The following is a 23989-nucleotide window of genomic DNA, read 5'->3' as shown; positions in this document are numbered from 1 at the left end:
TTTTTAAAGTGAAAACTTTCAATTTATTAAGTGTATTCTGTCAACATAGAGGAACATTGAGGGAGATCCCCAGTGAGGATTTTTATCTTTTCTGTCGAAAACCATTTACAGTATTGTTATAATATCAATGGAAAGATTTGTGGAACTATAATCGGATAGGAGATATGCGAATGAACACAGAAATTTTTACAGACCCGGTCTTTATAGCGGTTGCTGCATTGCTGGTGATTCTGGCAATCGTGTTTCTGGTCTATTATTTAAAGCACCGTAATGATATCAGCAAAGTCCAGAATTCATATGAAGATCAGAAAAAATCACTGGTCGATAAATATGAAAGTGAACTTGAAGAAGAGCATCTGACTCGTAAAAAAGAAGTTTCGACGCTCAATGAGAAATATCATAATGATACGAGTCTCTTGAACAATAAACTTACGAGCCTCCACCAGTTCACGGTGGATAAAGGAGAATATCTGACGGATCTGGCTTTGTTCCAGCTGAAGGAGAAACTGGTCAGGGAAGAAAAGATCCGCAGCTCGGATATGCTGATTTTATCGAATGTCTTCCTCCCGAGCCGTAACTACACCAACACCCGCAAGATCGATCATCTCGTGCTGACCCGTACCGGGCTGTACCTGATCGACTCCAGGTACTGGAGCGGGCATATCCTTCACGGTGTGAACGAGAATAACTTCGAAGAATTACCATATATTGAATCTTTCTTCGAGCTCCTCGACCTTGATAAGAAGCAGGAACAGACCCTCATCTTCGATAAGTCGGATGATAAGAACATTTCGGTGAATCACTATAATCAGGTGATTGATGAAACGAAGGTCTCTGCCGAGAAACTTCGGAACATCCTGAAGCTCCAGTATGATGTGGTGCCGATGATATACTTCAATCCAAAGGATGGCGGCGGATATTCCATCGCGAATTATTCGGAGGATGACAGTGTGAAAGTTCTGGTCGGAAAAGAGGAATTGGAGGAATTCTTCCTCAAATATATTTTCCATGGCAGATTCCAGTATACTGTGAAGGAACTGGCAGAAATTGAAGATGCAATCCTGTCACTGAACCCTTGATCTTCGCAGATGGACTAAAACCCTGTACTTCATGTACAGGGTTTTGTCAATATATGAAAGCTTTCAGGGTGATGCTCCAACGCTATTCACCCGGCGGTTTTCGCAGGGAGGCAAAAAGATGAATCTGAGAATAGCGATCATAGGCGGGGGTGTCGCCGGTGTCAATATCACCCGGCGCCTCATTTCACATCATGGCTGCCATGATGGCTGGAAGATCGACATTTATGATACGGAGGAGAAGATGGGGCGGGGCAAGCCGTATATGGATGACAATGAACATCTTCTACTCAATATACCGACTGATGAGATGAGAATCACCGGTGACGGTGATTTCACTGACTGGCTGAAAGCCCGGTCGATTCCTGTCCATGACTACAATCCGAGGAAGCATTTCGGGGCATACTCTTTGGACATATTGCGGGGGCTCATGGCTTCAAACGAAGGCGTCCGACCGGTCTATAGGGAAGTCACAGATATCGTATATGATGCCGAAGAGGCTTCCTACAGGGTCGATACAGACACCTCTTCTGAAAAATATGAACTCGTATTTCTGGCAATGGGACAGATGGACTACGCAGACCCTTACAGCCTGGAAGGCATGGAAAAATTCGTCCATAATCCTTATCCCGTCAGGGAGCACCTGAAAGATGCCGATGGAAAAATCGGCATCCTCGGCACCGGGTTGTCGGCGATCGACTGCGTCAGATACCTGCTGCTGGAAAGGGGGAAGGATCAGGTCCATCTCTTTTCAAGAAGCGGGGAAATGCCTTCCGTACGAGGAAAGAGTCATCAATTTAAAATCCGGCATTTCACGGAAGAAGCGCTGGATGCCTTGATAAAAGATGATCTGATTCCATTAGAGGAGGTCGTCACATTATTCAGAAGGGAAATGGCTGCACAAAACATCGGAGAATCCCTTTTCTACAGGCAGTCCGGCAATACGCTTGAAGATTTGAAGTATGACATTGCCAACAGCGGCCAAGTAGGGAAGCTGCAGTATCTCATCATTGCGCTGAATCCTTTATTCAGCAGGGTTTTTCCTTACTTTTCCAAAAAAGATAAAGAGCTTTTCATGGAGGAGATCCATCCTTACATCGATAAAAATCATTCACCCATGCCCGCAGAAGTTGCGGAGCAGCTTGTGGAGTGGGCCGATGCAGGGCGGATTATAATCATAGACGATATTGAGGAAGTGCAGCCGGGCAGCGGCTTCACTGTCAGGACAGATGATGCATCATACGAAATCGACTGGCTGATCAACGCAACAGGGCCCGAAAAAGACATCACCAAAGAAGATTCGCCCATCATCGTCAATATGCTGGACCGTATGCTGATCGCCCCCGGCAGCCTCGGCGGCATACTGGTCGACAGGGCACACCGGGTGATCAGCCCGAGATACGGCACTTTGAAGGGCATGTATGCCATCGGCCACCTGACATTCGATTCGGACTATCTGTCAAATACGGTCCGCATCCTCGTTGAAAACATCAACAGGATGGTGGACGGGGCGATGAAAGATCTGAACGAATAAAACCCCCGCAGATGCGGGGGTTTCTTCTATTGATTTTTGACGAGCCTGTAGGCGGCAAGGAGTGCGCCGGAAGCGGCAAGCACTGCAGCACCGGTCTGGATCCGCTTGTCTCTCGTCACACCTTTTACGACAAGGTTGATGTTCTGCGGCCTTTCCGCAAGACGTCGCATGAAGTAGGCATACCAGTCCTTGCCGAACGGCAGGTAGACCACCGTCCTGTAGCCGCGGGACACTAGATTCCTCTGATAGTCCTTCCTGAATCCATACAGCATCTGGAATTCAAAAGAGTCATCGGGGATATCATTTTCCTTGATGAAGTCGATCGTCTCTTCTATTATATTGTGGTCATGCGTCGCGATTGAAGTATAGCCGCTGCCTTCCAGCAGGTGGGTCTTGATCAGCCTCATATACGCCGCATCAATATCCTTCTTCGCCTGGAAAGCGACTTCCGGTGCTTCTTTGTAAGCCCCTTTGACGAGACGCAGGCGCATATCCTTATATTTGATGATGTCTTCCCTTGAATTGAATAAGTATGACTGGATCACCGTGCCGACATTATCGAATTCCTCCCTCACGGTATCAAGCAGACGGATGGTATCGCCATATGATGCGTAATTCTCCATATCCAGGTTGATGAACATATCCGCCTGCTTCGCCACAGTGAGGATTTCCCTTACGTTCTGAAGGCAGAAGTCATAATCGATGTGCAGGCCGATCTGTGATAATTTGACCGAGCCGTGGGCATCCAGTCCATGCTCATCAATCGCTTTGATCATTTCTATGATATTGCTTTTTTCCTGGAGCGCTTCCGACTTTTCAGTGATGAACTCGCCGAGGTTGTCGAATGTGACCCCCATGCCCTGACCGTTCAAATCTTTGATGCGCTCAATCGTGTCCTCGACTGTAATGCCGCCGACCACTTTGTCGGCACCGAATTTCAGGCCGATTTTCTTTGTTGCCTCATTAAGTACTTTATTTTCTGAAAGATGTATGAAAAAATCCCGTAATACTGGCATAAAACCTCTCCTACTTTAAATGTATTCAGTATCCCATATCAATATACAGTCTACCCGTAAAGATAAAGCGTTAACAATAAAATCATGAAAAATTTTGTATAAATTTAGAATTTTTAAAGCGTACTATTTCTTATAGTGGGGGATGTGGCCGGTGTAAGTTTCATTGATCCGCTGCATTTCTTTTATATCCGCTTCGGTCAGATCCCTCACCACTCTTGCCGGTCTTCCGAACGCAAGCTTCCTGGGCGGGATCTTGGTGCCCGGCGTGACCAGGCTTCCGGCACCGATGAATGCCCCTTCGCCGATTTCGGCTCCGTCAAGTATCGTCGAATCCATCCCGATCAATGCGTTGTCCCCGATCGTGCAGCTGTGCAGCGTCACTTTATGGCCGACGGTGACATGGTCTCCGATGATGAGCGGCATATCCGGTGATTCATGCAGGACGGAGAGGTCCTGGATATTGCTGTGCCGGCCGATCGTGATGGGTGCGATGTCCCCCCTCAGCACGCTGCCGAACCAGACCGAAGCATATTCTTCGATGACGACATCCCCGATGACCGTTGCGTTCGGGGCTACAAAAGCGCTTTCATCAATCTGTGGTTCAATTCCTTTGTAATCGAGTATCATTTGCACTATCCTTTCATTCAATTGTTGTTATAATAATTGTATCATAGTGAATTATAAAAGGACTTAAGGAGACTTGCGTTAAATGTGGAAATGGGAAACGGAATATGAACCGAAAGGTGTCGTCGTCGTCATACATGATATGCTCGAACATCATGAATATTACACCGGCCTGATCAGCCAGCTGAGAAATGCAAATTATCATGTCGTCACCGGGGATCTGCCGGGACACGGACAGACTACAAGGGTTCATAAAGGACACATCACCGATTTCTATCAATATATCGACCGGGTCATGGAATGGTTTGAAATGACCAGGGGCTACCGGCTGCCGACGTTCGTCATCGGGCAGGGCCTCGGTGGACTGATTGCGATAGAATTGATCAAACAGCATAATATTCATATTGACGGCATTGCACTGTTGAATCCGTTGTTGTCATTCAAACAGTCGTTCATCAACCGCAAGAACACACTGATCACGAGTGTCAGGACTTCGAGTGATGAAACCAGGTTCAATCCCGGCATCAGCATGAAGGACTTCACGACCGATAAAAATTATCTGGACCGCTACGAGAACGACGAACTGATTGTGGGCAAAGTCAGCTACCACTGGTATAAGACCGTGATCAACCAGATGAAGAATACGACTGAAAACATGGATGAATTCCCCGATGTGCCGGTCCTCGCCATATTCACGGAAGGCAATGAAATCATCGAACCATTCATATCGGCTGCTTATGTAAAGAAGATCGAGAATAAAGATCTCCACATCATCATGCTGGACAGTGAAGATCACAGCATCTTCCAGCGGGAGGATATAGAGGTCCCATTTTATCACCTTGAGAAGTTCTTCGATGCCCAGCTGTTCAGGATCGGCCTGCTTTAAAAAGGGGAGCCGTCAGGCTTTCCGAGCCTTCTCCAGGCACAGTATGAACGGTGCGTTGTTCCTCTGGTTGATGAAGCGGTACTCGAGTATGTCCGCCTCTTCCTGGGGGAAGCCGGACAGGTATTCATACAGCGCATCCCTTTCCTCTTTCCCTTTTTCATGCCCGTGGTAGACGACGATGACGATGCGGCCGCCCGGCTTCAACAGTTCAAAGAGCTGCCTGAGGGCTTCGATGGTCGATTCACCTTCCGTCGTGATGGACTTGTCGCCCCGCGGCAGGTAGCCCAGATTGAACATGGCGGCCTGGATGGGCGCTTCAATATATTCTTCGGCACGGGCGTGCGAATCATGTATGAATTCAATGTTGCAGGATCCTTTGGTCAGCTCCCGTGCATTGTCGATTGCAGCCTTCTGTATGTCGAAGCTGTACACTTTTCCGGCAGGGCCCGTCAATTCCGAGAGGAATTTTGTATCATGGCCGTTGCCGCATGTGGCATCGACGACCGTGTCACCTGGGGAGACGGCTTCCTCCATCATTTTTTTGGCGGCCGGCAGTATTTTCATCAGCATATGATCACCTCCTAAAGATGATACCATATCAGTTGCGGCACATTCGTAAAAAATATAAAGTTTTTATCATGAAGAAGAGGTTCAGTTTAAAGGGGGGACAGTGGATGGAAGAGACGATCTATTACGACAGTCCGGTCGGATGGCTTGAGATACGGAGTGCAGACGGGGAGATCACTGGGCTGGATTATACGGATGCACCGGGGGAACAGGGCAGCGGTAACGATGTCCTCAACCGGTGCAGGGAAGAGCTCAGAGAGTACTTCGAAGGAGAGCGGACGGAGTTCACCGTGCCGGTGAACCTTTCTTTCAAAGGGACGAAATTCCAGCAGAAAGTATGGAATGAACTGAGCAAAATCCCTTACGGGCAGACCATCAGCTATAAGGCGCTCGCGCTCAGGTGCGGCGGCGTCAACTATTCAAGGGCGGTGGCGAATGCCAACGGGAAGAACCCGGTCTCAATCATCGTCCCATGCCACAGGGTGATCTCAAGCGACGGCACCCTCGGCGGCTATACGGGCGGGCTGGATAAGAAATCGACGCTGCTCACGATTGAAGGGCTGCAGCTCATATAATTCCCGATTATGCTTGCTAATATTTTTCAAATGACATATATTAGTACTTGTACAGAAGTAGTAGTATGACACTGTTCCAAGAGAACCGGTGGTGGTGCAAACCGGCAGCAGTGCAGTATGAACTCGTCTGTATATCATTCAAACGAATATTCAAGAGATGCACTTTCAAAGTGAATGCGGGTGGTACCGCGGTCAGATAGATCGTCCCATGTTTTTTATGAACATGGGATTTTTATATACTTTTTTACATATAATAGGAGGAGCCAAATGACTTATAACCACAGAGAAATCGAGAAAAAATGGCAGGAATACTGGGAAACCAACAAAACTTTCAAGACCGAGGAAGAATATGATAAGAAGAAGTTCTACGCACTGGATATGTTCCCGTACCCGTCCGGTTCAGGGCTTCATGTGGGTCACCCGGAAGGTTATACGGCGACCGACATCGTTTCAAGGATGAAGCGGATGCAGGGTTATAACGTCCTCCATCCGATGGGCTGGGATGCATTCGGCCTCCCTGCAGAGCAGTATGCCATCGATACCGGCAATGATATACGTGAATTCAACAAGAAGAATATCGACAACTTCCGCCGTCAGATCAAAGAGCTCGGCTTCAGCTATGACTGGGACCGTGAAATCGATACGACGGATGCCCATTACTACAAATGGACACAGTGGATCTTCATCCAGCTCTACAATAAAGGTCTCGCATATATCGATGAAGTGCCTGTGAACTGGTGTGAGGCGCTGGGCACGGTGCTTGCGAACGAGGAAGTCATCGACGGGCTGTCTGAACGCGGCGGCCATCCGGTCGTCAGGAAGCCGATGAGGCAGTGGATGCTCAAGATCACCGAATATGCCGACCGTCTGCTCGAAGACCTTGACGACCTCGACTGGCCGGAGTCGCTTAAAGATATGCAGCGCAACTGGATCGGCAAATCCGAAGGTGCGAACATCGACTTCAAGATAGAGGGCACCGATGAACAGTTCACGGCGTTCACGACACGTCCGGATACGATCTACGGGGCGACTTACGCCGTTTTTGCACCTGAGCATAAGCTTGTGGAGAAGATCACGACGGATGAACAGAAAGATGCGGTGAAAGCCTATCAGGATAAGGCGGCGATGAAGAGTGAGCTTGAACGGACGGACCTTGCCAAGGATAAGTCCGGTGTCTTCACAGGCGCTTATGCAATCAACCCGTTCAACGGTGAAAGGCTGCCGATCTGGATTTCGGATTATGTGCTCGCATCATACGGTACAGGTGCAATCATGGCGGTTCCGGCGCATGACCAGCGTGACTATGAATTCGCAACCAAGTTCGACCTGCCGATCGTCGAAGTGGTCGAGGGCGGCAATATCGACGAGGAAGCCTACACAGGCAACGGCCCGCATATCAATTCAGGCGAGCTCAACGGACTTGATACAGAAGAGGCCATTGAAAAGTCACTTCAAATACTGGAAGAGAAAAATTACGGTGAGAAGAAGACCACCTACAAGCTCCGCGACTGGCTGTTCTCACGTCAGCGTTACTGGGGCGAACCGATTCCGGTGATCCACTGGGAGGACGGCACGATGTCCACGGTGCCTGAAGATGAACTGCCGCTTGAGCTGCCGGTGATGGATGCCATCAAGCCGTCGGGCACGGGCGAATCACCGCTTGCGAACAATCCGGAATGGGTGGAAGTCGTGAGGGAGGACGGTGTCAAAGGGCGCCGCGAGACGAACACGATGCCTCAGTGGGCCGGCAGCTGCTGGTACTACCTGCGTTTCATCGACCCTCATAATGAGGACGCGCTTGCAGACCCTGAGAAACTGAAGCACTGGCTCCCGGTCGACCTCTACATCGGCGGGGCGGAGCATGCGGTGCTGCACCTGCTGTATGCACGTTTCTGGCACAAAGTGCTCTACGATCTCGGCGTCGTCCATACGAAGGAGCCGTTCCAGAAATTGTTCAACCAGGGCATGATCCTCGGTGAGGGCAACGAGAAGATGAGTAAATCCAAAGGGAATGTCATCAACCCGGATGACATCGTCTATTCACACGGTGCGGACACACTCAGAATGTATGAAATGTTCATGGGGCCGCTTGATGCGTCAATCGCATGGAGCACAACCGGTCTTGACGGGTCAAGACGCTTCCTTGACCGTGTATGGCGCCTCGTCATCAATGAGGATACGGGTGAGGTCAATGCGAAGATCGTGGATAAGGAAACACCGGAGCTCGACAAAGTCTACAATGAGACGGTCAAGAAAGTGACTGAAGACTATGCCAACCTTGACTTCAACACGGCGATTTCACAGATGATGGTATTTGTGAACGAGTGTTATAAGAAAGAAGAAGTCTCAAAGACTTATATCGAAGATTTCGTGAAGATGCTTTCCGCCATCTCACCGCACATCGGTGAGGAATTATGGGACAGGCTCGGGAACACTGATACGGTTGCTTATGCGGAATGGCCGGAATACGATGAATCCAAACTCGTTGAAGATGAAGTGGAAATCGTCATCCAGGTCAACGGCAAAGTGAAGGAGAAGCGAAATGTCCCTGCTGATGCATCGAAGGAAGACCTTGAAAGGATCGCAATCGAATCCAACAGGATCCAGGATGACCTCCGGGACAAGACGATTCGTAAAGTAATCGTCGTACCGGGCAAACTGGTGAATATCGTCGCAAACTAAAAAAAGTGAAGCGGGGTCTCTGGACCCCTGCTTCACTTTTTTACATGTTGCATGATGTCATTTTCATCATTTTTTGAAGGCCCGTCACTTTTTGGGATGACGGAGATGCTCCCGTCACTCTCCAGGATGACCGCTTCAACCTTTTCAAGGTTGGCGGTGCCGCTTGACCGCACCGCCTGATGGATTTCGGATTTGTTCAGCCGTTCTTTCTTCAGATTTCCCTCAAGGTACTGATCCTTATAAAAGAGCAGCCTCGGTTCGGATTTCACCAGGTCATCGAATGTATTACTCGCCAGTGTGAACCTCGTGATCAAATACTGCATCAGGACGAGCACAAGGTAGGCGGTGACGCCCTGAAGCAGCGACACGCTGCTGTCGAGGATGATGGTCGCGAGTATCGAGCCGAGGGCCACCGTCACGATGAAGTCGAAGGCGTTCAGCTGGGATAATGTACGCTTGCCGCTGACTCTCACGATGACGACCAGGGCGATATAGGCGAGCAGACCGACGACCAGCGTGCGTATAATGGTTTCAAAATCACCTAAAAACATATCTTCCAATGACATATGTACGCTCCTTTGGTTTTTATTGTGGAAACTGTACTTTAAAGCCAATTCCTTTATATTGCCATGTTCAAACTTTTCGCCGTCGCTTTTTTGTAACCTTTCCTATACGGAGTGCCGGTGGAAATATGATATTGTTTATGTAGGTATATCATGAAAGGATGAGAATGAATGATTAAAGTGGTGAATGCGCTGAGCATTAAAAAGGGCCGGATCGATGAGGTTGCGGTAAGATTCCAGGAACCGAAGGCCGTCCATACTTTTGAAGGTTTTGAGCTGATGGAAGTGCTGAAGAATGAAAAGCTTGAAGATCATGATGAGCTGCTGGTCGCGACGACTTGGAAAGACCATGCATCCTTTGAGGCATGGAGGGACAGCAGGAAGAACCAAAAAGCCCACGGTTCAAGACCGTCCGGGGATAAACCTGCAGACAACCCGATCATAGATAATGAAATACGAATTTATGACATCGCCTACCGGCACCTGCCGGAATAAGAAGAGACCCCGCAGTTCTAGTGAACTGCGGGGTTTTGGCGTTGTGGTGAAGAAGGTGCGTTTTGAGTTTGGAATTCGCACCACTGATGGCCTTCTTATGAGCAGGTTGCGGATTTTGGGTCCGGTTTCGCAACGTTAGCCGGGTTTGAAGGCGAAGGTTACGTTTTCTGTGCCTGATTTCGCAACGTTGACTGGGTTTTCATTCAAAGGTTGCGGATTCCATGTCTGGTTTCGTAAGGTGGACCTTGCTTTCCCGTGAAGGTTACGAATTCAGTGCCCGATTTCGCAACATTACCGCAATTTTCGACTGAAGGTTACGGACGTCATCAACAATCAGCTGCACCCTTACTTCATCCCGGCGCTGTGGCCCGCGACATAACCCGTGACGAGCGCGCTCGTTATATTATAGCCGCCGGTGTAGCCGTGGATGTCGAGGACTTCGCCGGCAAAATAAAGTCCTTCGACGAGGCGGCTTTCCATCGTCTGGGGCGTGATTTCTTTTAAATTGACGCCGCCTCCGGTGACGAATGCCTTTTCTATGGACTGGGTGCCGTCGACTTTGAAGGTGAAGCCTTTCAGGAAGTCCACAATCTTCTGCTTATCTTCATTTTTCAGATGGTGGCTGTTCGCTTCACGGTCGATGCCGTTATAGTCGATCAGAAATTCGGCGAGCCGGTCCTGCATCATGGTCTTCAGTATATTCCTGATGGATTTATTGGGGCTTTCCTTGATCAGGGCGTCGAGTTCCTCCTGGAGTGCGCCTTTCCCCGTATCGGGATAAAAGTCGATCATCATGCTGATGTCGGTGCGCTTCTGGCTCTTCTGCTCCTTATACACGAACTGGCTGCATCTGAGGGCGGCGGGACCGGAGATGCCGAAGTGCGTGAATATCATATCCATCTGATGGGTGATGCGCGGTTTGCCGTTCTTCCGGAGCACGGACAAAGCGATGTTGGAGAGGCTCAGGCCTTTTAAGGTGCCCGCCCTGATGAAGTCCTCGGAAGAGGTGATGGGCACTTCCGTCGGGAAGAGTTCAGTGATGGTGTGCCCGGCCGTTCGTGCGAATTTATGGCCGTCGCCGGTGGATCCGGTGTTCGGCACACTCCGTCCGCCGGTGGTGATGATGACGTTCTGGGCTTTGATGACTTCGCCGTCCGTCAAGGTGACGCCGGTGATTCTGCCGTCTTTGGAAGTCACTTCCTCAACGATTGTATTGTAGCGTATGGTCACATTATTTTCCTCCAGTTCCCGGAGGAAGACATTCAGTACATCGACGGCCTTGTTGCTGACGGGGAACATGCGGCCGTGGTCTTCCTCTTTCAGTGCCACACCGCGGGACTCGACAAAGTCGATGATGTTTTCATTATCGAAGATGCTGAAGGGACCGTACAGGAATTTGCCGTTGCCGGGGATATGACTGATGATCTCGGCGTAGGGCAGGCGGTTTGTGACATTGCAGCGGCCGCCGCCCGAGATGAGCAGCTTCTGCCCGAGTTTTTTATTTTTTTCGATGAGGATTACTTTTTTGCCATTTTTGGAGGCGGAATAGGCTGCCATCAGGCCGCTCACACCGCCGCCAACCACAATTACGTCATACATGATTTTCTCCTTTTGGTTTGAAAGTGATATTATATTGATTATAATGTAGTTTAGTATAAAATAAGAAGGTTTTAAAACATGTCAGATTCCAATAAATTAGTCAGAGGGACATTCTTTTTAACTTTGGCGACACTCATCACAAAGATTTTGGGTATGCTTTACCTGATTCCATTCTACGCAATAATGGACGGGGAGGAAAACCTGGCCCTCTACGGGTACGCCTATACGCCGTACACGATCATGCTGTCCATCGCAGCAGCAGGAGTGCCCGGCGCCGTATCGAAATACGTGGCCAAGTATAACGCACTCGGCGCCTATCAGACCAGCCAGAAATTGTACCGGTCGAGTCTATGGGTCATGATCGGTTCGGGATTGCTGGCATTCATCGCATTATATATCGCAGCCCCTTACATAGCCAATCTCCAGACGCTGGCGGCAGGGAGCGGGGAAGGCAGCTGGTCGGCCGAGGATATCACACGCATCATCCGCATCATCGGGATTGCCGTGATCATCATCCCGTTCATGGCGACTTTCCGGGGCATCTTCCAGGGCTTCGAATCATTCGGCCCGACCAGTGCTTCATCCGTCGTTGAACAGGTCGTGAGAATCGCAGTGCTGCTCGGCGGTGCATATATTGTCCTGTACGTGCTCGGTGGCACGGTCCAGACGGCCAACGAAGTTGCGGTGTTCGCCGCATTCATCGGCGGTCTCGGTGCAATCGCCACACTGCTGTACTTCTGGAGGAAGAGGCGCCCGCACATTCAAAAACTGGTGGATTCGGATGAAACAGGATACGATTTCAGCTACAAGGAGATGTATGGTGAGATCATCCGCTACGGCATCCCGTTCATCATTGTGGGAATCAGCATCCCGGTCATCATATTCATCGACCAGCTGACCCACAACAACGGCCTTGCACTGGCGGGCGTGCCGGCGAGGTACCATGATACATGGTTCGGCATGCTGAATCTGACGACGCATAAGCTCGTCATGATACCGACATCACTGGCAGCGGCATTCGCAATAACGATCCTGCCTTTCATCACGAAGAACTTCCAGCGCAAGCAGATGGATGATGTGCACCATCAAATCAAACTGATGATCATGATGCTCCTGTTCTTCGCGGTTCCGGCCGCTGCAGGCATGATGATACTGTCCGCGCCGCTTTACACATCATTTTTCGAATATAATGAAGTGGCTATACAGATTCTCCTGTTCTATGCACCGGTGAGCATCATCATTTCATTATTCTCGATCACCTGCTCAATCGTCCAGGGCATCGACAAGCAGAACCTGACGCTCTACGTGGTGCTCGCGGTGATTGTCGTGAAACTTGCGGTCAATATCCCGCTGATCATGCAGTTCCATACGGTCGGCGCCGTCATGGGGACGGCACTTGCGCTCGGCCTCGGCGTCGTGCTCAACTTGTGGATCATCAAGAAATACGGAAAATTCCATATCCGTCCATTGATGAAGCCGCTCTTACAGATCGGGTTCTATACGATCGTCATGCTGCTTGCAGTGGAAATCGTCTATCTGGTTCTCATGTTCTATCTCGATGTCGAGCAGAAGCTTGATTCCGTGATCATCCTGGCCATCACCGTACCGATCGGTGCGTCGGTCTATATACTGCTGTCATTCAGAAGCGGTCTTGCAGATGAAATCCTCGGTTCAAGAGCGGATAAAATCAGACGGAAATTGAGGTTTTTATAATGCGTTTGGATAAGTTTCTCTCTAATGCCGGCATCGGCAGCCGTAAGGAAGTTTCCAAAATGATCAGGAACGGCCGTGTCAAAGTGGAGGGGGCGGTCGTGAATAAACCCAACCATCATGTTTCGTACGACTCCCATGTTGATTTGGATGACGAGCGGGTGATCCTCGAAGAATACATCTACCTCATGCTCAACAAACCTGAAGGCGTCATCTCCTCCACCGAGGAGGGGCCGACCCAGACGGTGATGGAACTGATCGACCATCCGCAGATCGATGAACTGTTCCCGGTCGGCAGGCTCGATAAAGATACGACGGGCCTGCTGCTCATCACAAATGACGGCAAGTTTTCCCATGCGCTCCTCAGCCCGAGGAGCAGGGTCGGCAAGACTTACAAAGTGACGCTGAGGGACGACGTCACCGACGCGGATATTGCGGCACTCGAGGCAGGTATCCCGCTTAAGGACTTCACCAGCTCCCCGGCGGTCGCGAAGCGTACCGGCAGCAGGAAAGTAAGCCTCACCATATATGAAGGGAAGTTCCATCAAGTCAAAAGGATGTTCTCATACCTCGGCAATGAAGTGACTGCCCTGAAGCGGACCCGGTTCGGAAACCTCCCGCTCGATGAATCGCTGGAACCCGGTGAAAGCAGATACCTCACCACTGCTGAAGTGAAAAAATTAATGCAACTTGTTTAAATCATTTTAGAGTGGGTAAATATTGATTAGTATTCAAAAGAAACTAAATTCAATAGAGGTGTATATCAATGGGAAGATTAATTAGTGGTTTACTCAGAATTGCAGCATTGGTCGGTATCGCAGCAGCAGTCAAGAAGTTATCCGAAAAGGAAAACAGGGATGCCGTCATGAACGAGTATCAGAAAGCGAAGGAAAATCCTAAGGAATATGCTCAGAACGTCCAGAGCAAAGTGACTGAGAAAGCCCAGGAAGTCCAGGGCAAGGCGAAGGAAGAGTATTCCAAAGCCAAGGACGACCCTAAGAGCTACGCACAGGATGTACAGTCCAAAGTGACCGAGCAGGCCAAGGATTATCAGAGTAAGATGAGCGAGCAGGCTCAGCAGTACCAGGAACAAGCCAAAGAAGAGATTGAAAAGATGAAGGATGAATCAGAGGAATCCGAATCCGACAGCTCCGGTGGAAACACTGAAAATGAGGAAGATAAAAATAATGATTCCGATTATGATGTGAAGCCGGATGCAGAAGACGGCGACGGCCACCTTACGACCGACCAGGAGGAAGGCAACTTCGATTCCGAAGGCGGAATACTCCATCCGGAGGAGACACCGGGTGCAGAAGTGGTCAGCGATAAAGGCGAAATAAACGACAACCACAATATCCATGTCGTCTACGACGAAGATTCCGATGAAAACTCAGACAAAAATAAAGACAATAAGTAAGTCATTCTGCAATGACTCGACCGGTTCTTGGGAACCGGTTTTTTTATTTTCAAAAAAATTCCCAAAACAGCTGATGAACACTTGTGTTCAGAGGCAAATGTATTTATCATGAAGTACAAATAACGAATGGGTAGGGATGAACGTCATGGATTTTCAGGCACTTGTCATGCAGCATAAAGATTCACTGATTGAAGATTTGACCGGATTGCTTAAAGTGGAAAGCGTCAAAGGCGACCCGTCGGAAAATGCGCCGGTTGGTGAAGGGCCGAAAGCGGCGCTGGACTATATGATGGAACTTGGTGAAAGGGATGGTTTTGCGACGAAGGAAGTGGATGGACTGGCAGGGCATATTGAAATAGGCTCGGGTGAGGAACTGTTCGGCATACTCGGGCATGTGGACGTCGTACCGCCCGGAAGCGGCTGGAACCACCCGCCGTTCGATCCCCTCATCACGGATGAGACGATCACGGCACGCGGTGTGCAGGACGACAAGGGACCGACGATGGCGGCTTATTATGCATTGAAGATCTTAAAAGAGCAGGGTTTTGACTTCAAAGTGAAGACACGCCTGATCATCGGCACCGATGAAGAGTCCGACTGGGAATGCACGAAAGCTTATTTCGACAGTGAGGAGATGCCGGATGCGGGTTTTGCGCCCGATGCGTCTTTCCCGCTGATCTACGGGGAGAAGGGGATCACCTCCTTCAACATCGTCCAGAAACATACGCATCTTGATGAGGTGGAGCCGAACATCGAATTGAAAGTGCTGATTTCAGGGGAGAGGTACAACATGGTCCCCGAAGAGGCCGAGGCGAAGCTGAAAGTGATACAGAATATGACGGAAGTCATCCAGTCATTTGAGGATTTCCTGAGGAGCAATAAGGTGAAGGGGGATTATGAAGTCGACAACGGCTTCCTGATCATCCGCACCGAAGGGCAGAGTGCACACGGTTCGACGCCTGAAGCGGGCGTCAATGCCGGTTTCATACTGATTGAGTTCCTGAGCACGCTGGAACTCGACGACAACGCGAGGAATTTTGTGCAATTTGCCCAAAACTATATTATCGACCACTATGACGGCAGCCGGTTCGATATGGCACATAAGCATGAAGAGATGGGTGAAGTCAGTGTCAACACGGGCATGATCAATTATACGGAGGTGGACGGGGCGAGCTTCGGTGTGAACCTGCGGTATCCGGAAGGTCTGGATTTCCAGGGGAAGATCGAGGCATTCAAAGAAAAGATCTCGGATGAAGGATTCATGATCGAAGACGTGACGGACGAGCCGCCGCATTTCGTGGATCCGGCGGACCCGCTGGTCAGGGTGCTGCTCGACAGTTACCGCAACCATGTGGATGACCCGTCGGAACCTTTCACCGTAGGCGGGGGCACCTACGCGAGGACGCTTGAACGGGGTGTTGCCTTCGGGGCGATGTTCAAGGATACCAAAGACACGATGCACCAGAAGAATGAAACGATGAAGATCGAGGAACTGCTGAAGGCGACAGCCATTTATTTAGAAGCGGTTTACAGAATATGTGTAGAGGGTGAGATCAGTGAGGATAAGTTATTATAATGGGGAATATGTCAATCATGACGAGATGAGGATCAAAAGCGGGGACCGTGCATTCTACTTTGGTGACGGCGTCTATGAAGTGGTCCGTATATACGACGGCCGTTTTTTCACACTGGATGAACATACCGACCGGCTGATGGCCAGTGCAGAAGAAGTGATGATCAGAGGCCTGGAACGGGAGAAGATTGTTGAAATACTCCATGAAGTCAGGGAGAGGAACGCCATCACAGACGGCGCCCTGTACATTCAGGTCTCAAGGGGCATCGCCCCGCGCGACCACAGTTTTCCTGATGGCAGCAACCCTGTAATCTATGCGAGCATCAGGGGAGCGAAGCGGCCGCACGCCCAGATGGAGGAAGGCGTCAGGGCAGTGACCACGGAGGACTACCGCTGGCTGAAATGTCACGTTAAAAGCCTGAACCTGCTGGCGAATGTCATGGAGAAGCAGTATGCGGTGGAAAATGGTGCCAAGGAGACGATCATGCACCGTGACGGTGTGGTGACGGAAGGTTCCTCGACCAATGTGTTCATGGTGCGGAACGGGACGCTTTTCACCCACCCGGCGGACAACCTCATCCTGAATGGGATCACCCGCCAGGAAGTGCTTAAACTGGCTGAAGAAAATGAAATACCTTTCCGTGAAGAAGGCTTCACGGTTCCCGACATGAGCGAAGCGGATGAAGTGTTCTACACGAGCACGACGCAGGAAATCACACCGGTCGTCAATATCGACGGGAGACAGGTCGGGGACGGCTCGGTCGGCGGTACGACGCGTAAACTGCAGTCACTCTTTAATAAAAAAATCACACAATTAAAATCAGTTAAACAAAGTTAACGGGAGATATTACACATATATTTTTAAAAGAGGTTGAAGCCTTATACAATGTGACTTTGAGAGCTGTTTTTTTCGAGTTGTCATTTGAAGAAATGGATATGAGTCTTGAAATTCGTCCATAAACACTATATTATTTTAATCACGAAACAAAAAAGCGCTAATCTGTCCTCAATTATTTTAGCGCTTTTTTTAAGGACGAAAAGAGGTGTGGAATTTGGAGCATTTCTATCAGCTCGGCTGGACACTGGACCCGGTGGGAGGCGCCTCAGGTGAAGCCTACAAGGCGGAACAGGATGGTCGCAAACTCTTTCTTAAACGCAACGCCAGCCCTTTTCTTGCTGCACTGTCTGCAGAAGGCATAGTGCCGAAGTTGGTTTGGACTAAACGCATTGAAACGGGAGAAGTCGTAACAGCACAACATTGGAAGAATGGCCGCGAGCTGACCCATGAGGAAATGACTTCAAAAAGGGTGGCAGCACTGATGAAGAAAATCCACTCATCACGCCCTTTGTTGACCATGCTTAAAAAGATAGGCATGAAACCCATGCTCCCTGATCTGCTGTTGAATAAAATCCAGTCTTCATTATCCCCGAAAGTGAATGCCCATCACACTGTGAGGAGCGCCATCCAATACCTGGAAAATGAAATCCCAAAGCTTGACCAGTCATTGTGCACGGTCTGCCATGGGGACGTCAACCACAATAATTGGCTGCTCTCCGATCAGGACGAGCTTTACCTGGTGGACTGGGAAGGCGCCATGATCGCCGACCCGGCCATTGATATCGGTATGATTTTATATACTTATGTCAAGCCCGAAGACTGGGACGCGTGGCTCGAATCATACGGCATCGAATATACACGGGACCTGCGGAAACGCATGAAGTGGTATACCCTGGTGCAGGCGATCACGATGGTCCAGTGGTATGAGGACCATAAGCGTTTCAAAGATATGAATGACTGGATCTTATTCCTGAACCATGTGATCAGGAGAGACCGTTTCATCTAGCCGTAAAATTGAAATGGAGTAACGAAATGAGAATCCGCAACAAACCATGGGCGATGGACTACCTGGAAGAACATAGTCACATCGTCGACATAACAAATGCCTATGAAAAAAACATCCATGATTTCTTTGAAGAGGAACAGCCCCTTCATATTGAGATCGGGACGGGGATGGGCACGTTCATCACCGAACTTGCAAAAAGGAACCCCGACATCAACTACCTCGGCATCGAGCTTGATAAGAACATCATCATCCGGGTCGTCGAGAAGATCGTCGAGATGGATTTGAAGAACGTCAGGCTGGCACTTTTGGATGCCAATTTCATCAGTGACTACATCTTGCCGGATACGGCTTCAAAGATTTACCTTAATTTTTCGGATCCATGGCCGAAGACCCGCCATGCGAAAAGGAGACTGACGCATCAGACTTTCCTCAGCCGTTATGAAAGCATTTTAAAGCCGGGCTGTGCAATCCAGTTCAAAACGGATAACCGCGGACTTTTCGAATACAGTCTGCAAAGCCTCAATGCATACGGCATGAAATTTGAAGAAATCATCCTGGATCTCCATGAAGAAGAGCCGGAGGACAATATCCGGACGGAATATGAGGAGAAATTCTCCGGGAACGGCAGCAGAATATTTTTCCTGAAAGCATCTTTTTAAGGTGCTTTTTTTCTTTGCAATGTAATTCTCATTAAAGAATGCTAAAATACATTATGAGCAAATTTATTGTGGAGGGAATGCAGTTGACTAAGTTTAATTTCGAAGAGGAAACAACAAGGGAAGGCACTTTCAGCATTCAATATGAAGGTACGGAACCGGTTTTCGGAAGGACTGGCCTTGCACCTTTCTGGATTGCCGATATGGACATCAAAACCCCTGAGGCAATCACTGAAGCAATGAAGAAAAGGCTGGACAACGGAATCTTCGGCTACACGATATGGAAGAACCCGAAATTTTACGGCCCTGTCAAGCAGTGGTGGAAATCGCGCTTTGATGTGGATCTGACAGATGACATGATCACTTATGCGCCTTCCGTGCTGTATACGGTGAGTGAAGCCATCCGCCTGAATTCCGAAAAGGGCGACGGAGTGATCCTGACCATGCCGACGTATAATGCATTTTTAAAAGTATTGAAAGGGAACGACCGTAAAGTGGTCTCCTGTCCGCTGATTGAAGAAGATGACTATGCATTTGACTTTGAACAGTTCGAGGCACTGTGCCGCGAGCCGGAGAATAAAGTCTATGTACACTGCAACCCGCATAATCCGACGGGCAGGGTGTGGACAAAGGAAGAGCTTCAGAAGATGAAGGACATCTGCATTCAAAATGACGTCTTTTTCGTCAGTGATGAAATCCATATGGATTTTGTGAGGCCGAAGGAGGATTTCGTCTCCATGGTGGAGCTGATGGAGGAGGATGATCCGATCCTCGTCACGACCGGCCTTGGGAAGACGTTCAACCTGGCAAGCCTTCCTCACTCATATTTCATTACAAAAAATGAGCCGTTGAAGGAGAAAATCGTGCGTGAATTCGACCACCGCTATAATGTCGGTACGGCAAACAGCCTTGTACTCGCTGCAATCGAAGCGGCCTACATGGAGTGCGGCGACTGGGTGGATGAATTGAACGACCACCTGGAAGGGAATTTCGATTATATATCCGACTACATCGATGAACACCTCTCTGAACATCTTTCATTCAAAAAGCCGGACTCGACATATCTTGCCTGGATCAGTTTCGAGAAGTCCGGCATCCCGGATGCGGTCATGCATAAGGCGCTCGTGGATATCGGGGAGATTGCGGTATCGCCTGGCCATATGTACGATTTGTCCGAAAACGGCCGTTTCAGGATGAATGTCGCCTCCAGCAGAAAAAGGATCGAGGAAGGCATGGAGCGGATCCACAGGACGATTGAACGTCTGAAAGAAGAAAGCAAGGTATAAAAAAAGGAGATTACTGGTTAGTAATCTCCATGATTTCACCTGTGTAGGCATCAGCGGTGAATTCGTATTTGGAAGTCTCTTCGCCTTCACCGACGTGCACGATGCCGTTGATGACTTTCGATTTCATGCCGAGCAGGTTCCTTTCATCCGTATGGTAATCCAGAGAAATGAACGATACATCGTCAAACTGTAAATGCAGTCCGTCAATCACTTTTTGTGCATCCACCGTTCTGTAAAGGAAGAACCATATCAGGAATGGAACTGTGGTGATGACTGATAACAATAGAAACATTGATCTTTTTGACATAAAACTACCTCCTTGAATGTAGTTTACCATATGGATTATATGAAAATCATAATTAAAGGGGATTTATCATGAATTTATCACAAAAAACATTGGATAGAATGAAAACATTGACCGAGCTGCACGGTGCACCGGGTTTTGAAGATCTCGTCAGGAATTATTTGAGGAAAGAGCTTGAACCGCTGTCCGATGAAATCATCACTGATGGACTGGGCGGTATTTTTGCCGTCAAAAAGAGCGGGAAGGCAGATGCACCGAAAGTCATGATCGCTGCCCATATGGATGAAGTGGGCTTCATGGTGACGGAAATCAAGAAGAACGGCATGCTGAAATTCGTCCCGCTCGGCGGCTGGTCGAGTGATGTCCTGCTCAGCCAGAAACTGAAGGTCCGCACAAGGGACAACAAGGAAATCACCGGCATCGTCGGCAGTGTACCGGTGCATTTCCGAAAAGGCGGCAAAGATAAAAAGACTGAGATCAAGGACATGCTCCTCGATGTCGGCGGCGACAGCCCGGAGGAAATCGAAAAGATGGGCATTGCAGTCGGCGATTCCATCGTCCCGGATGTGGAATTCGAAGTGATGGAAAAAGAGGAAAAACTGCTGGCCAAAGCTTGGGATAACAGGTACGGCTGCCTGATCGCGGTCGAAGTATTGGAATCATTGAAAGACGCAGAGCTCGACTGTGACTTATATGTGGGTGCCACTGTCCAGGAAGAGGTGGGCCTCCGTGGCGCCAAAGTGAGCAGCAACATGGTCAAGCCGGACATAGCTTTCGTTGTGGATTGCTCACCTGCCAATGATATGATGGGTAAAAGCGACGATGTGGGCAGGCTCGGTGAAGGTACATTGCTTCGCCTCATGGACCGTTCAATGATACTGTCGAAACCCATGAGAGATTATATGATTGAAATCGCCGAAGATAATGGGATAAAATATCAATATTACACATCGCCCGGAGGAACGGATGCAGGAAGCATCCATATATCAGGTGAAGGTGTGATCTCGGGTGTCGTCGGAATCTGCGCACGCTACATCCACACTTCGCACTCGATCATCAATTACAACGATTATTTAGAGGCGCGTAAATTTTTGAAAGAGTTGATCCGGGGCATTGATTCCGGAGTGGTCAATACGCTGAAAGGCGACTGATCAGGCGGGGACGATTATGAGAAAACTCTTGAGAAGATGGTTTATAGACGGTATGGGCTTCATGGCGCTCGGGCTCTTTTCATCACTGATCATTGGATTGATCATGGATACGATCGGAACTTATATACCTTTTTTATCATTCATGACAGAAATCGGCGCTGTCGCCATGACATTGACGGGAGCTGCAATCGGGGCTGCAATCAGTTACGGTTTGAAGGCACCGCCGCTCGTCATTTTTTCCACAGTCGTCGTGAGCTACGCCGCCTATGAATTTGGGGGCGCCGCCGGCAGTTTCATCGCGAGTGTCGCTGCGGTTGAAATCAGCCGCCTCTACAGCGGCAGGACGAAAATCGATATCATCATCACACCGCTGTTGACCATCGTTGCAGGTTACCTTGTGGCGCAGTCCGTCGGCCCGTGGATCGGGGATTTCATGACGAATGTCGGGGAATTCATTGTATTCGCCACCGAACAGCGCCCATTCGTGATGGGTATGCTCGTTGCGGTGGTCTTCGGCCTGATGCTGACCGCCCCGTTGTCGAGCGCGGCCCTTGCCCTCATGCTTGAAATCAGCGGCCTTGCAGCAGGTGCTGCCGTAATCGGGTGCTGCTGCCATATGGTCGGCTTCGCGGTCCAGGGCTACAGGGATAACGGCGTGTCGGGACTCATATCATTGGGCATCGGCACATCGATGCTGCAGGTGCCGAACATCTTCCTGAACCCGTTCATCATGGTGCCGCCGACGCTTGCAAGTGCGATCATCGCCCCGGTCATGACAGTGTTCTTCCCGATGGAGAATAATGCAGCCGGTGCCGGAATGGGCACAAGCGGCTTTGTCGGACAGATCATGGCAATCGAAACGATGGGGCCTTCTGTGGATGTGGTGGTGCTCATCGCAGTATTCCACATCATATTACCGGCGCTCGTCACGTATGTCATCTATGCTCTGATGCGTCAAATGAACATGATCAAAGACGGTGACCAGGTCATCGGATTAAATAAGTAGAAATTAATGGAGGCATTCGCATGAATGTTTTTAAACTGAAAGACATAATCATTGAAAAACTGGATTCGAAAAGGAACGACTTCGATTTCAAATTCAACCGGAAAGATGAAGCTTTGAGGGTTGAAAGGAAAGACAATAAAAAAGGCGTGGATATTGAACTCGCCAAAGCGGTCCAGAAAGCAAAGAACAACGAAAATTTCATCGATGAAATCATTTACTATATCGATGAAACACTGAGCCGCATGGCCGATGATCCCGTAAACCTGGATCAGGCGATGATCTATCCGGTCGTCAGGGCCACAAGTTTCCACAAGGAGACGAAGGAGGGCAATGTCTTCATAACGGATGATCATACGAATGAGACGAGAATCTATTATGCGATCGACCTCAAGAACAGCTACCGGCTGATCGACGAGGCACTTGCAGCATCTTTCGATATGAGTCATGAGGACATCAGGGTGCTTGCATTCAACAACCTTGAAAACCTGAAGATCGACTATAAGAAGCAGACCGTCCAGGAAAATGATTTTTATTTCGTGAACCATAACGACGGGTACGATGCATCCAGGATTTTGAATGAAAAATTCTTAAACGAGATGTATGATATATGTGAAGGTGAGATGATGGTCGGCCTGCCGCACCAGGATGTGCTGATCATTGCGGATGTGAAGAACCAGGTCGGCTATGACATCATGGCACAGATGATGATGCAGTATTTCGCAGAAGGCCTGACACCGATCACATCCTTATCATTCTCATATATGGACAAAAAATTACAGCCGGTGTTCATACTCGGCAAACAAAAGAATTCAAAAAGAGGGAAATAAATGAAACTGACATATAATGAAGCGCATGTAGGCGATGTTTTATTCGTATCATTGGAAAGTGCCGAATCACCGTCATACACCCATCACGGTGATGTGACGGTGATAAAAGAAGGTGATAAGATCACCGGACTGAACATATTCAAAGCAGCCGAAAAGTTCGACCTTGAAGGAGGTGCCGTCAATGTCACACCGACGGAAGCACACCTCGATAAAATCAATGAGATCCTGAAATCTGTCGGCGAACCGGAAATTGATGCGGACTTGAGTCCGAAGTTCATCGTCGGGCATGTCGAAGAGAAATCCCAGCATCCCGATGCGGATAAGCTCAGCGTCTGCAAAGTCGATGTCGGCGATGAAACACTCAATATAGTATGCGGTGCACCGAACGTTGAAGCGGGCCAGAAAGTCGTCGTTGCCAGAGTCGGGGCGTGGATGCCGGACGGACTCCATATCAGGCCTTCAAAATTAAGAGGTGTCGAATCAAGCGGGATGATCTGTTCAAAAAAAGAGCTCAATCTTGAGGACGACGGCGTTGACGGCATTTATGTCCTGGGCGATGACTATGAAACCGGCCAGCCATTCGAAGTGAAATAGGGTG

General features: G+C 49.2%; 24 protein-coding genes. 18 read left to right on the top strand and 6 right to left on the bottom strand.

What is annotated here, in order from left to right:
• The first annotated feature begins 170 nt into the window (after positions 1–170).
• Both LPW40_RS04345 and LPW40_RS04340 read left to right on the top strand, forming a co-directional pair.
• On the top strand, positions 171–1079 hold the full coding sequence (locus tag LPW40_RS04345) for a nuclease-related domain-containing protein (protein ID WP_230820978.1): 909 nt from the start codon (positions 171–173) through the stop codon (positions 1077–1079).
• Between the two features lie 118 nt (positions 1080–1197).
• The gene (locus LPW40_RS04340) at positions 1198–2610 is read left to right on the top strand and encodes an FAD/NAD(P)-binding protein (protein WP_230820977.1); all 1413 of its coding nucleotides are present in this window, start codon (positions 1198–1200) and stop codon (positions 2608–2610) included.
• A 26-nt stretch (positions 2611–2636) separates the two neighbouring features.
• On the opposite strand, the gene LPW40_RS04335 is transcribed toward LPW40_RS04340, so the two are convergent.
• On the bottom strand, positions 2637–3626 hold the full coding sequence (locus LPW40_RS04335; RefSeq protein WP_230820976.1) for a proline dehydrogenase family protein: 990 nt from the start codon (positions 3624–3626) through the stop codon (positions 2637–2639).
• Between the two features lie 123 nt (positions 3627–3749).
• Positions 3750–4253 (bottom strand): gamma carbonic anhydrase, encoded by a 504-nt coding sequence (locus tag LPW40_RS04330; RefSeq protein WP_230820975.1) that lies wholly within the window; start codon positions 4251–4253, stop codon positions 3750–3752.
• Between the two features lie 82 nt (positions 4254–4335).
• Here LPW40_RS04330 and LPW40_RS04325 point away from each other — a divergent pair, with 82 nt between their 5' ends.
• A complete protein-coding gene (locus LPW40_RS04325) occupies positions 4336–5136 on the top strand; it encodes an alpha/beta fold hydrolase (protein ID WP_230820974.1) in 801 nt (266 codons plus the stop codon).
• 12 nt (positions 5137–5148) lie between these two features.
• On the opposite strand, the gene mnmM is transcribed toward LPW40_RS04325, so the two are convergent.
• Positions 5149–5706, bottom strand: a complete 558-nt coding sequence (gene mnmM, locus LPW40_RS04320; RefSeq protein ID WP_230820973.1) for a tRNA 5-(aminomethyl)-2-thiouridylate-methyltransferase MnmM — start codon at positions 5704–5706, stop codon at positions 5149–5151.
• A 104-nt stretch (positions 5707–5810) separates the two neighbouring features.
• On the opposite strand from mnmM, the gene LPW40_RS04315 reads away from it, so the two are divergent.
• The gene (locus tag LPW40_RS04315; RefSeq protein ID WP_230820972.1) at positions 5811–6278 is read left to right on the top strand and encodes a methylated-DNA--[protein]-cysteine S-methyltransferase; all 468 of its coding nucleotides are present in this window, start codon (positions 5811–5813) and stop codon (positions 6276–6278) included.
• 267 nt (positions 6279–6545) lie between these two features.
• Positions 6546–8960, top strand: coding sequence for a leucine--tRNA ligase (leuS, locus tag LPW40_RS04310; protein WP_230820971.1), 2415 nt, complete (start codon positions 6546–6548; stop codon positions 8958–8960).
• Positions 8961–8992: 32 nt separating this feature from the next.
• On the opposite strand, the gene LPW40_RS04305 is transcribed toward leuS, so the two are convergent.
• Positions 8993–9526: a DUF421 domain-containing protein gene (locus LPW40_RS04305; RefSeq protein WP_230820970.1), complete on the bottom strand. Its 534-nt coding sequence runs from the start codon at positions 9524–9526 to the stop codon at positions 8993–8995.
• A gap of 168 nt (positions 9527–9694) precedes the next feature.
• Here LPW40_RS04305 and LPW40_RS04300 point away from each other — a divergent pair, with 168 nt between their 5' ends.
• Positions 9695–10018 (top strand): antibiotic biosynthesis monooxygenase, encoded by a 324-nt coding sequence (locus LPW40_RS04300; protein ID WP_230820969.1) that lies wholly within the window; start codon positions 9695–9697, stop codon positions 10016–10018.
• Between the two features lie 345 nt (positions 10019–10363).
• Here the strand turns inward: LPW40_RS04300 and LPW40_RS04295 are convergent, their stop codons facing one another.
• The gene (locus LPW40_RS04295) at positions 10364–11617 is read right to left on the bottom strand and encodes a BaiN/RdsA family NAD(P)/FAD-dependent oxidoreductase (protein WP_230820968.1); all 1254 of its coding nucleotides are present in this window, start codon (positions 11615–11617) and stop codon (positions 10364–10366) included.
• 78 nt (positions 11618–11695) lie between these two features.
• Here LPW40_RS04295 and LPW40_RS04290 point away from each other — a divergent pair, with 78 nt between their 5' ends.
• From LPW40_RS04290 to LPW40_RS04255, 8 genes are all read left to right on the top strand, one after another.
• Positions 11696–13330 carry a putative polysaccharide biosynthesis protein gene (locus LPW40_RS04290; protein WP_230820967.1) on the top strand — a complete coding sequence of 545 codons (1635 nt, stop codon included), beginning with the start codon at positions 11696–11698 and terminating at the stop codon, positions 13328–13330.
• Entirely contained in the window at positions 13330–14025 is a 696-nt protein-coding gene (locus LPW40_RS04285; RefSeq protein ID WP_230820966.1) for a pseudouridine synthase, read from the top strand. Before LPW40_RS04290 ends, LPW40_RS04285 begins: the two co-directional genes overlap by 1 nt.
• Before the next feature lie 68 nt (positions 14026–14093).
• Positions 14094–14744 (top strand): hypothetical protein, encoded by a 651-nt coding sequence (locus LPW40_RS04280; RefSeq protein WP_230820965.1) that lies wholly within the window; start codon positions 14094–14096, stop codon positions 14742–14744.
• A 145-nt stretch (positions 14745–14889) separates the two neighbouring features.
• On the top strand, positions 14890–16320 hold the full coding sequence (gene pepV, locus LPW40_RS04275) for a dipeptidase PepV (protein WP_230821076.1): 1431 nt from the start codon (positions 14890–14892) through the stop codon (positions 16318–16320).
• Positions 16301–17155, top strand: a complete 855-nt coding sequence (gene dat, locus LPW40_RS04270) for a D-amino-acid transaminase (protein ID WP_230820964.1) — start codon at positions 16301–16303, stop codon at positions 17153–17155. Before pepV ends, dat begins: the two co-directional genes overlap by 20 nt.
• Before the next feature lie 214 nt (positions 17156–17369).
• A complete protein-coding gene (locus tag LPW40_RS04265; RefSeq protein WP_097039387.1) occupies positions 17370–18161 on the top strand; it encodes a phosphotransferase family protein in 792 nt (263 codons plus the stop codon).
• Positions 18162–18187: 26 nt separating this feature from the next.
• Entirely contained in the window at positions 18188–18820 is a 633-nt protein-coding gene (gene trmB, locus LPW40_RS04260; protein ID WP_230820963.1) for a tRNA (guanosine(46)-N7)-methyltransferase TrmB, read from the top strand.
• Between the two features lie 83 nt (positions 18821–18903).
• A complete protein-coding gene (locus LPW40_RS04255; RefSeq protein ID WP_230820962.1) occupies positions 18904–20103 on the top strand; it encodes a MalY/PatB family protein in 1200 nt (399 codons plus the stop codon).
• Between the two features lie 10 nt (positions 20104–20113).
• On the opposite strand, the gene LPW40_RS04250 is transcribed toward LPW40_RS04255, so the two are convergent.
• Positions 20114–20410 carry a hypothetical protein gene (locus tag LPW40_RS04250; RefSeq protein ID WP_097039382.1) on the bottom strand — a complete coding sequence of 99 codons (297 nt, stop codon included), beginning with the start codon at positions 20408–20410 and terminating at the stop codon, positions 20114–20116.
• Between the two features lie 98 nt (positions 20411–20508).
• Between LPW40_RS04250 and LPW40_RS04245 the strand changes: the two genes are divergently transcribed.
• From LPW40_RS04245 to ytpR, 4 genes are read left to right on the top strand one after another with little or no spacing between them, the layout of a single operon-like run.
• Positions 20509–21558 (top strand): M42 family metallopeptidase, encoded by a 1050-nt coding sequence (locus tag LPW40_RS04245; RefSeq protein ID WP_413775983.1) that lies wholly within the window; start codon positions 20509–20511, stop codon positions 21556–21558.
• 16 nt (positions 21559–21574) lie between these two features.
• Positions 21575–22564 (top strand): PTS transporter subunit IIC, encoded by a 990-nt coding sequence (locus tag LPW40_RS04240; protein WP_230820960.1) that lies wholly within the window; start codon positions 21575–21577, stop codon positions 22562–22564.
• Positions 22565–22584: 20 nt separating this feature from the next.
• Positions 22585–23391 carry a DUF1444 family protein gene (locus tag LPW40_RS04235; protein ID WP_230820959.1) on the top strand — a complete coding sequence of 269 codons (807 nt, stop codon included), beginning with the start codon at positions 22585–22587 and terminating at the stop codon, positions 23389–23391.
• Positions 23392–23985, top strand: coding sequence for a YtpR family tRNA-binding protein (gene ytpR / locus LPW40_RS04230; protein ID WP_230820958.1), 594 nt, complete (start codon positions 23392–23394; stop codon positions 23983–23985).
• Positions 23986–23989: the final 4 nt, after the last annotated feature.

This window comes from Salinicoccus halitifaciens (assembly GCF_021026095.1).
Classification (GTDB): Bacteria; Bacillota; Bacilli; order Staphylococcales; family Salinicoccaceae; genus Lacicoccus; species Lacicoccus halitifaciens.
The sequence above is the reverse complement of the archived record's forward strand: the minus strand, read 5'-3'. Positions and strand labels throughout refer to the sequence as shown.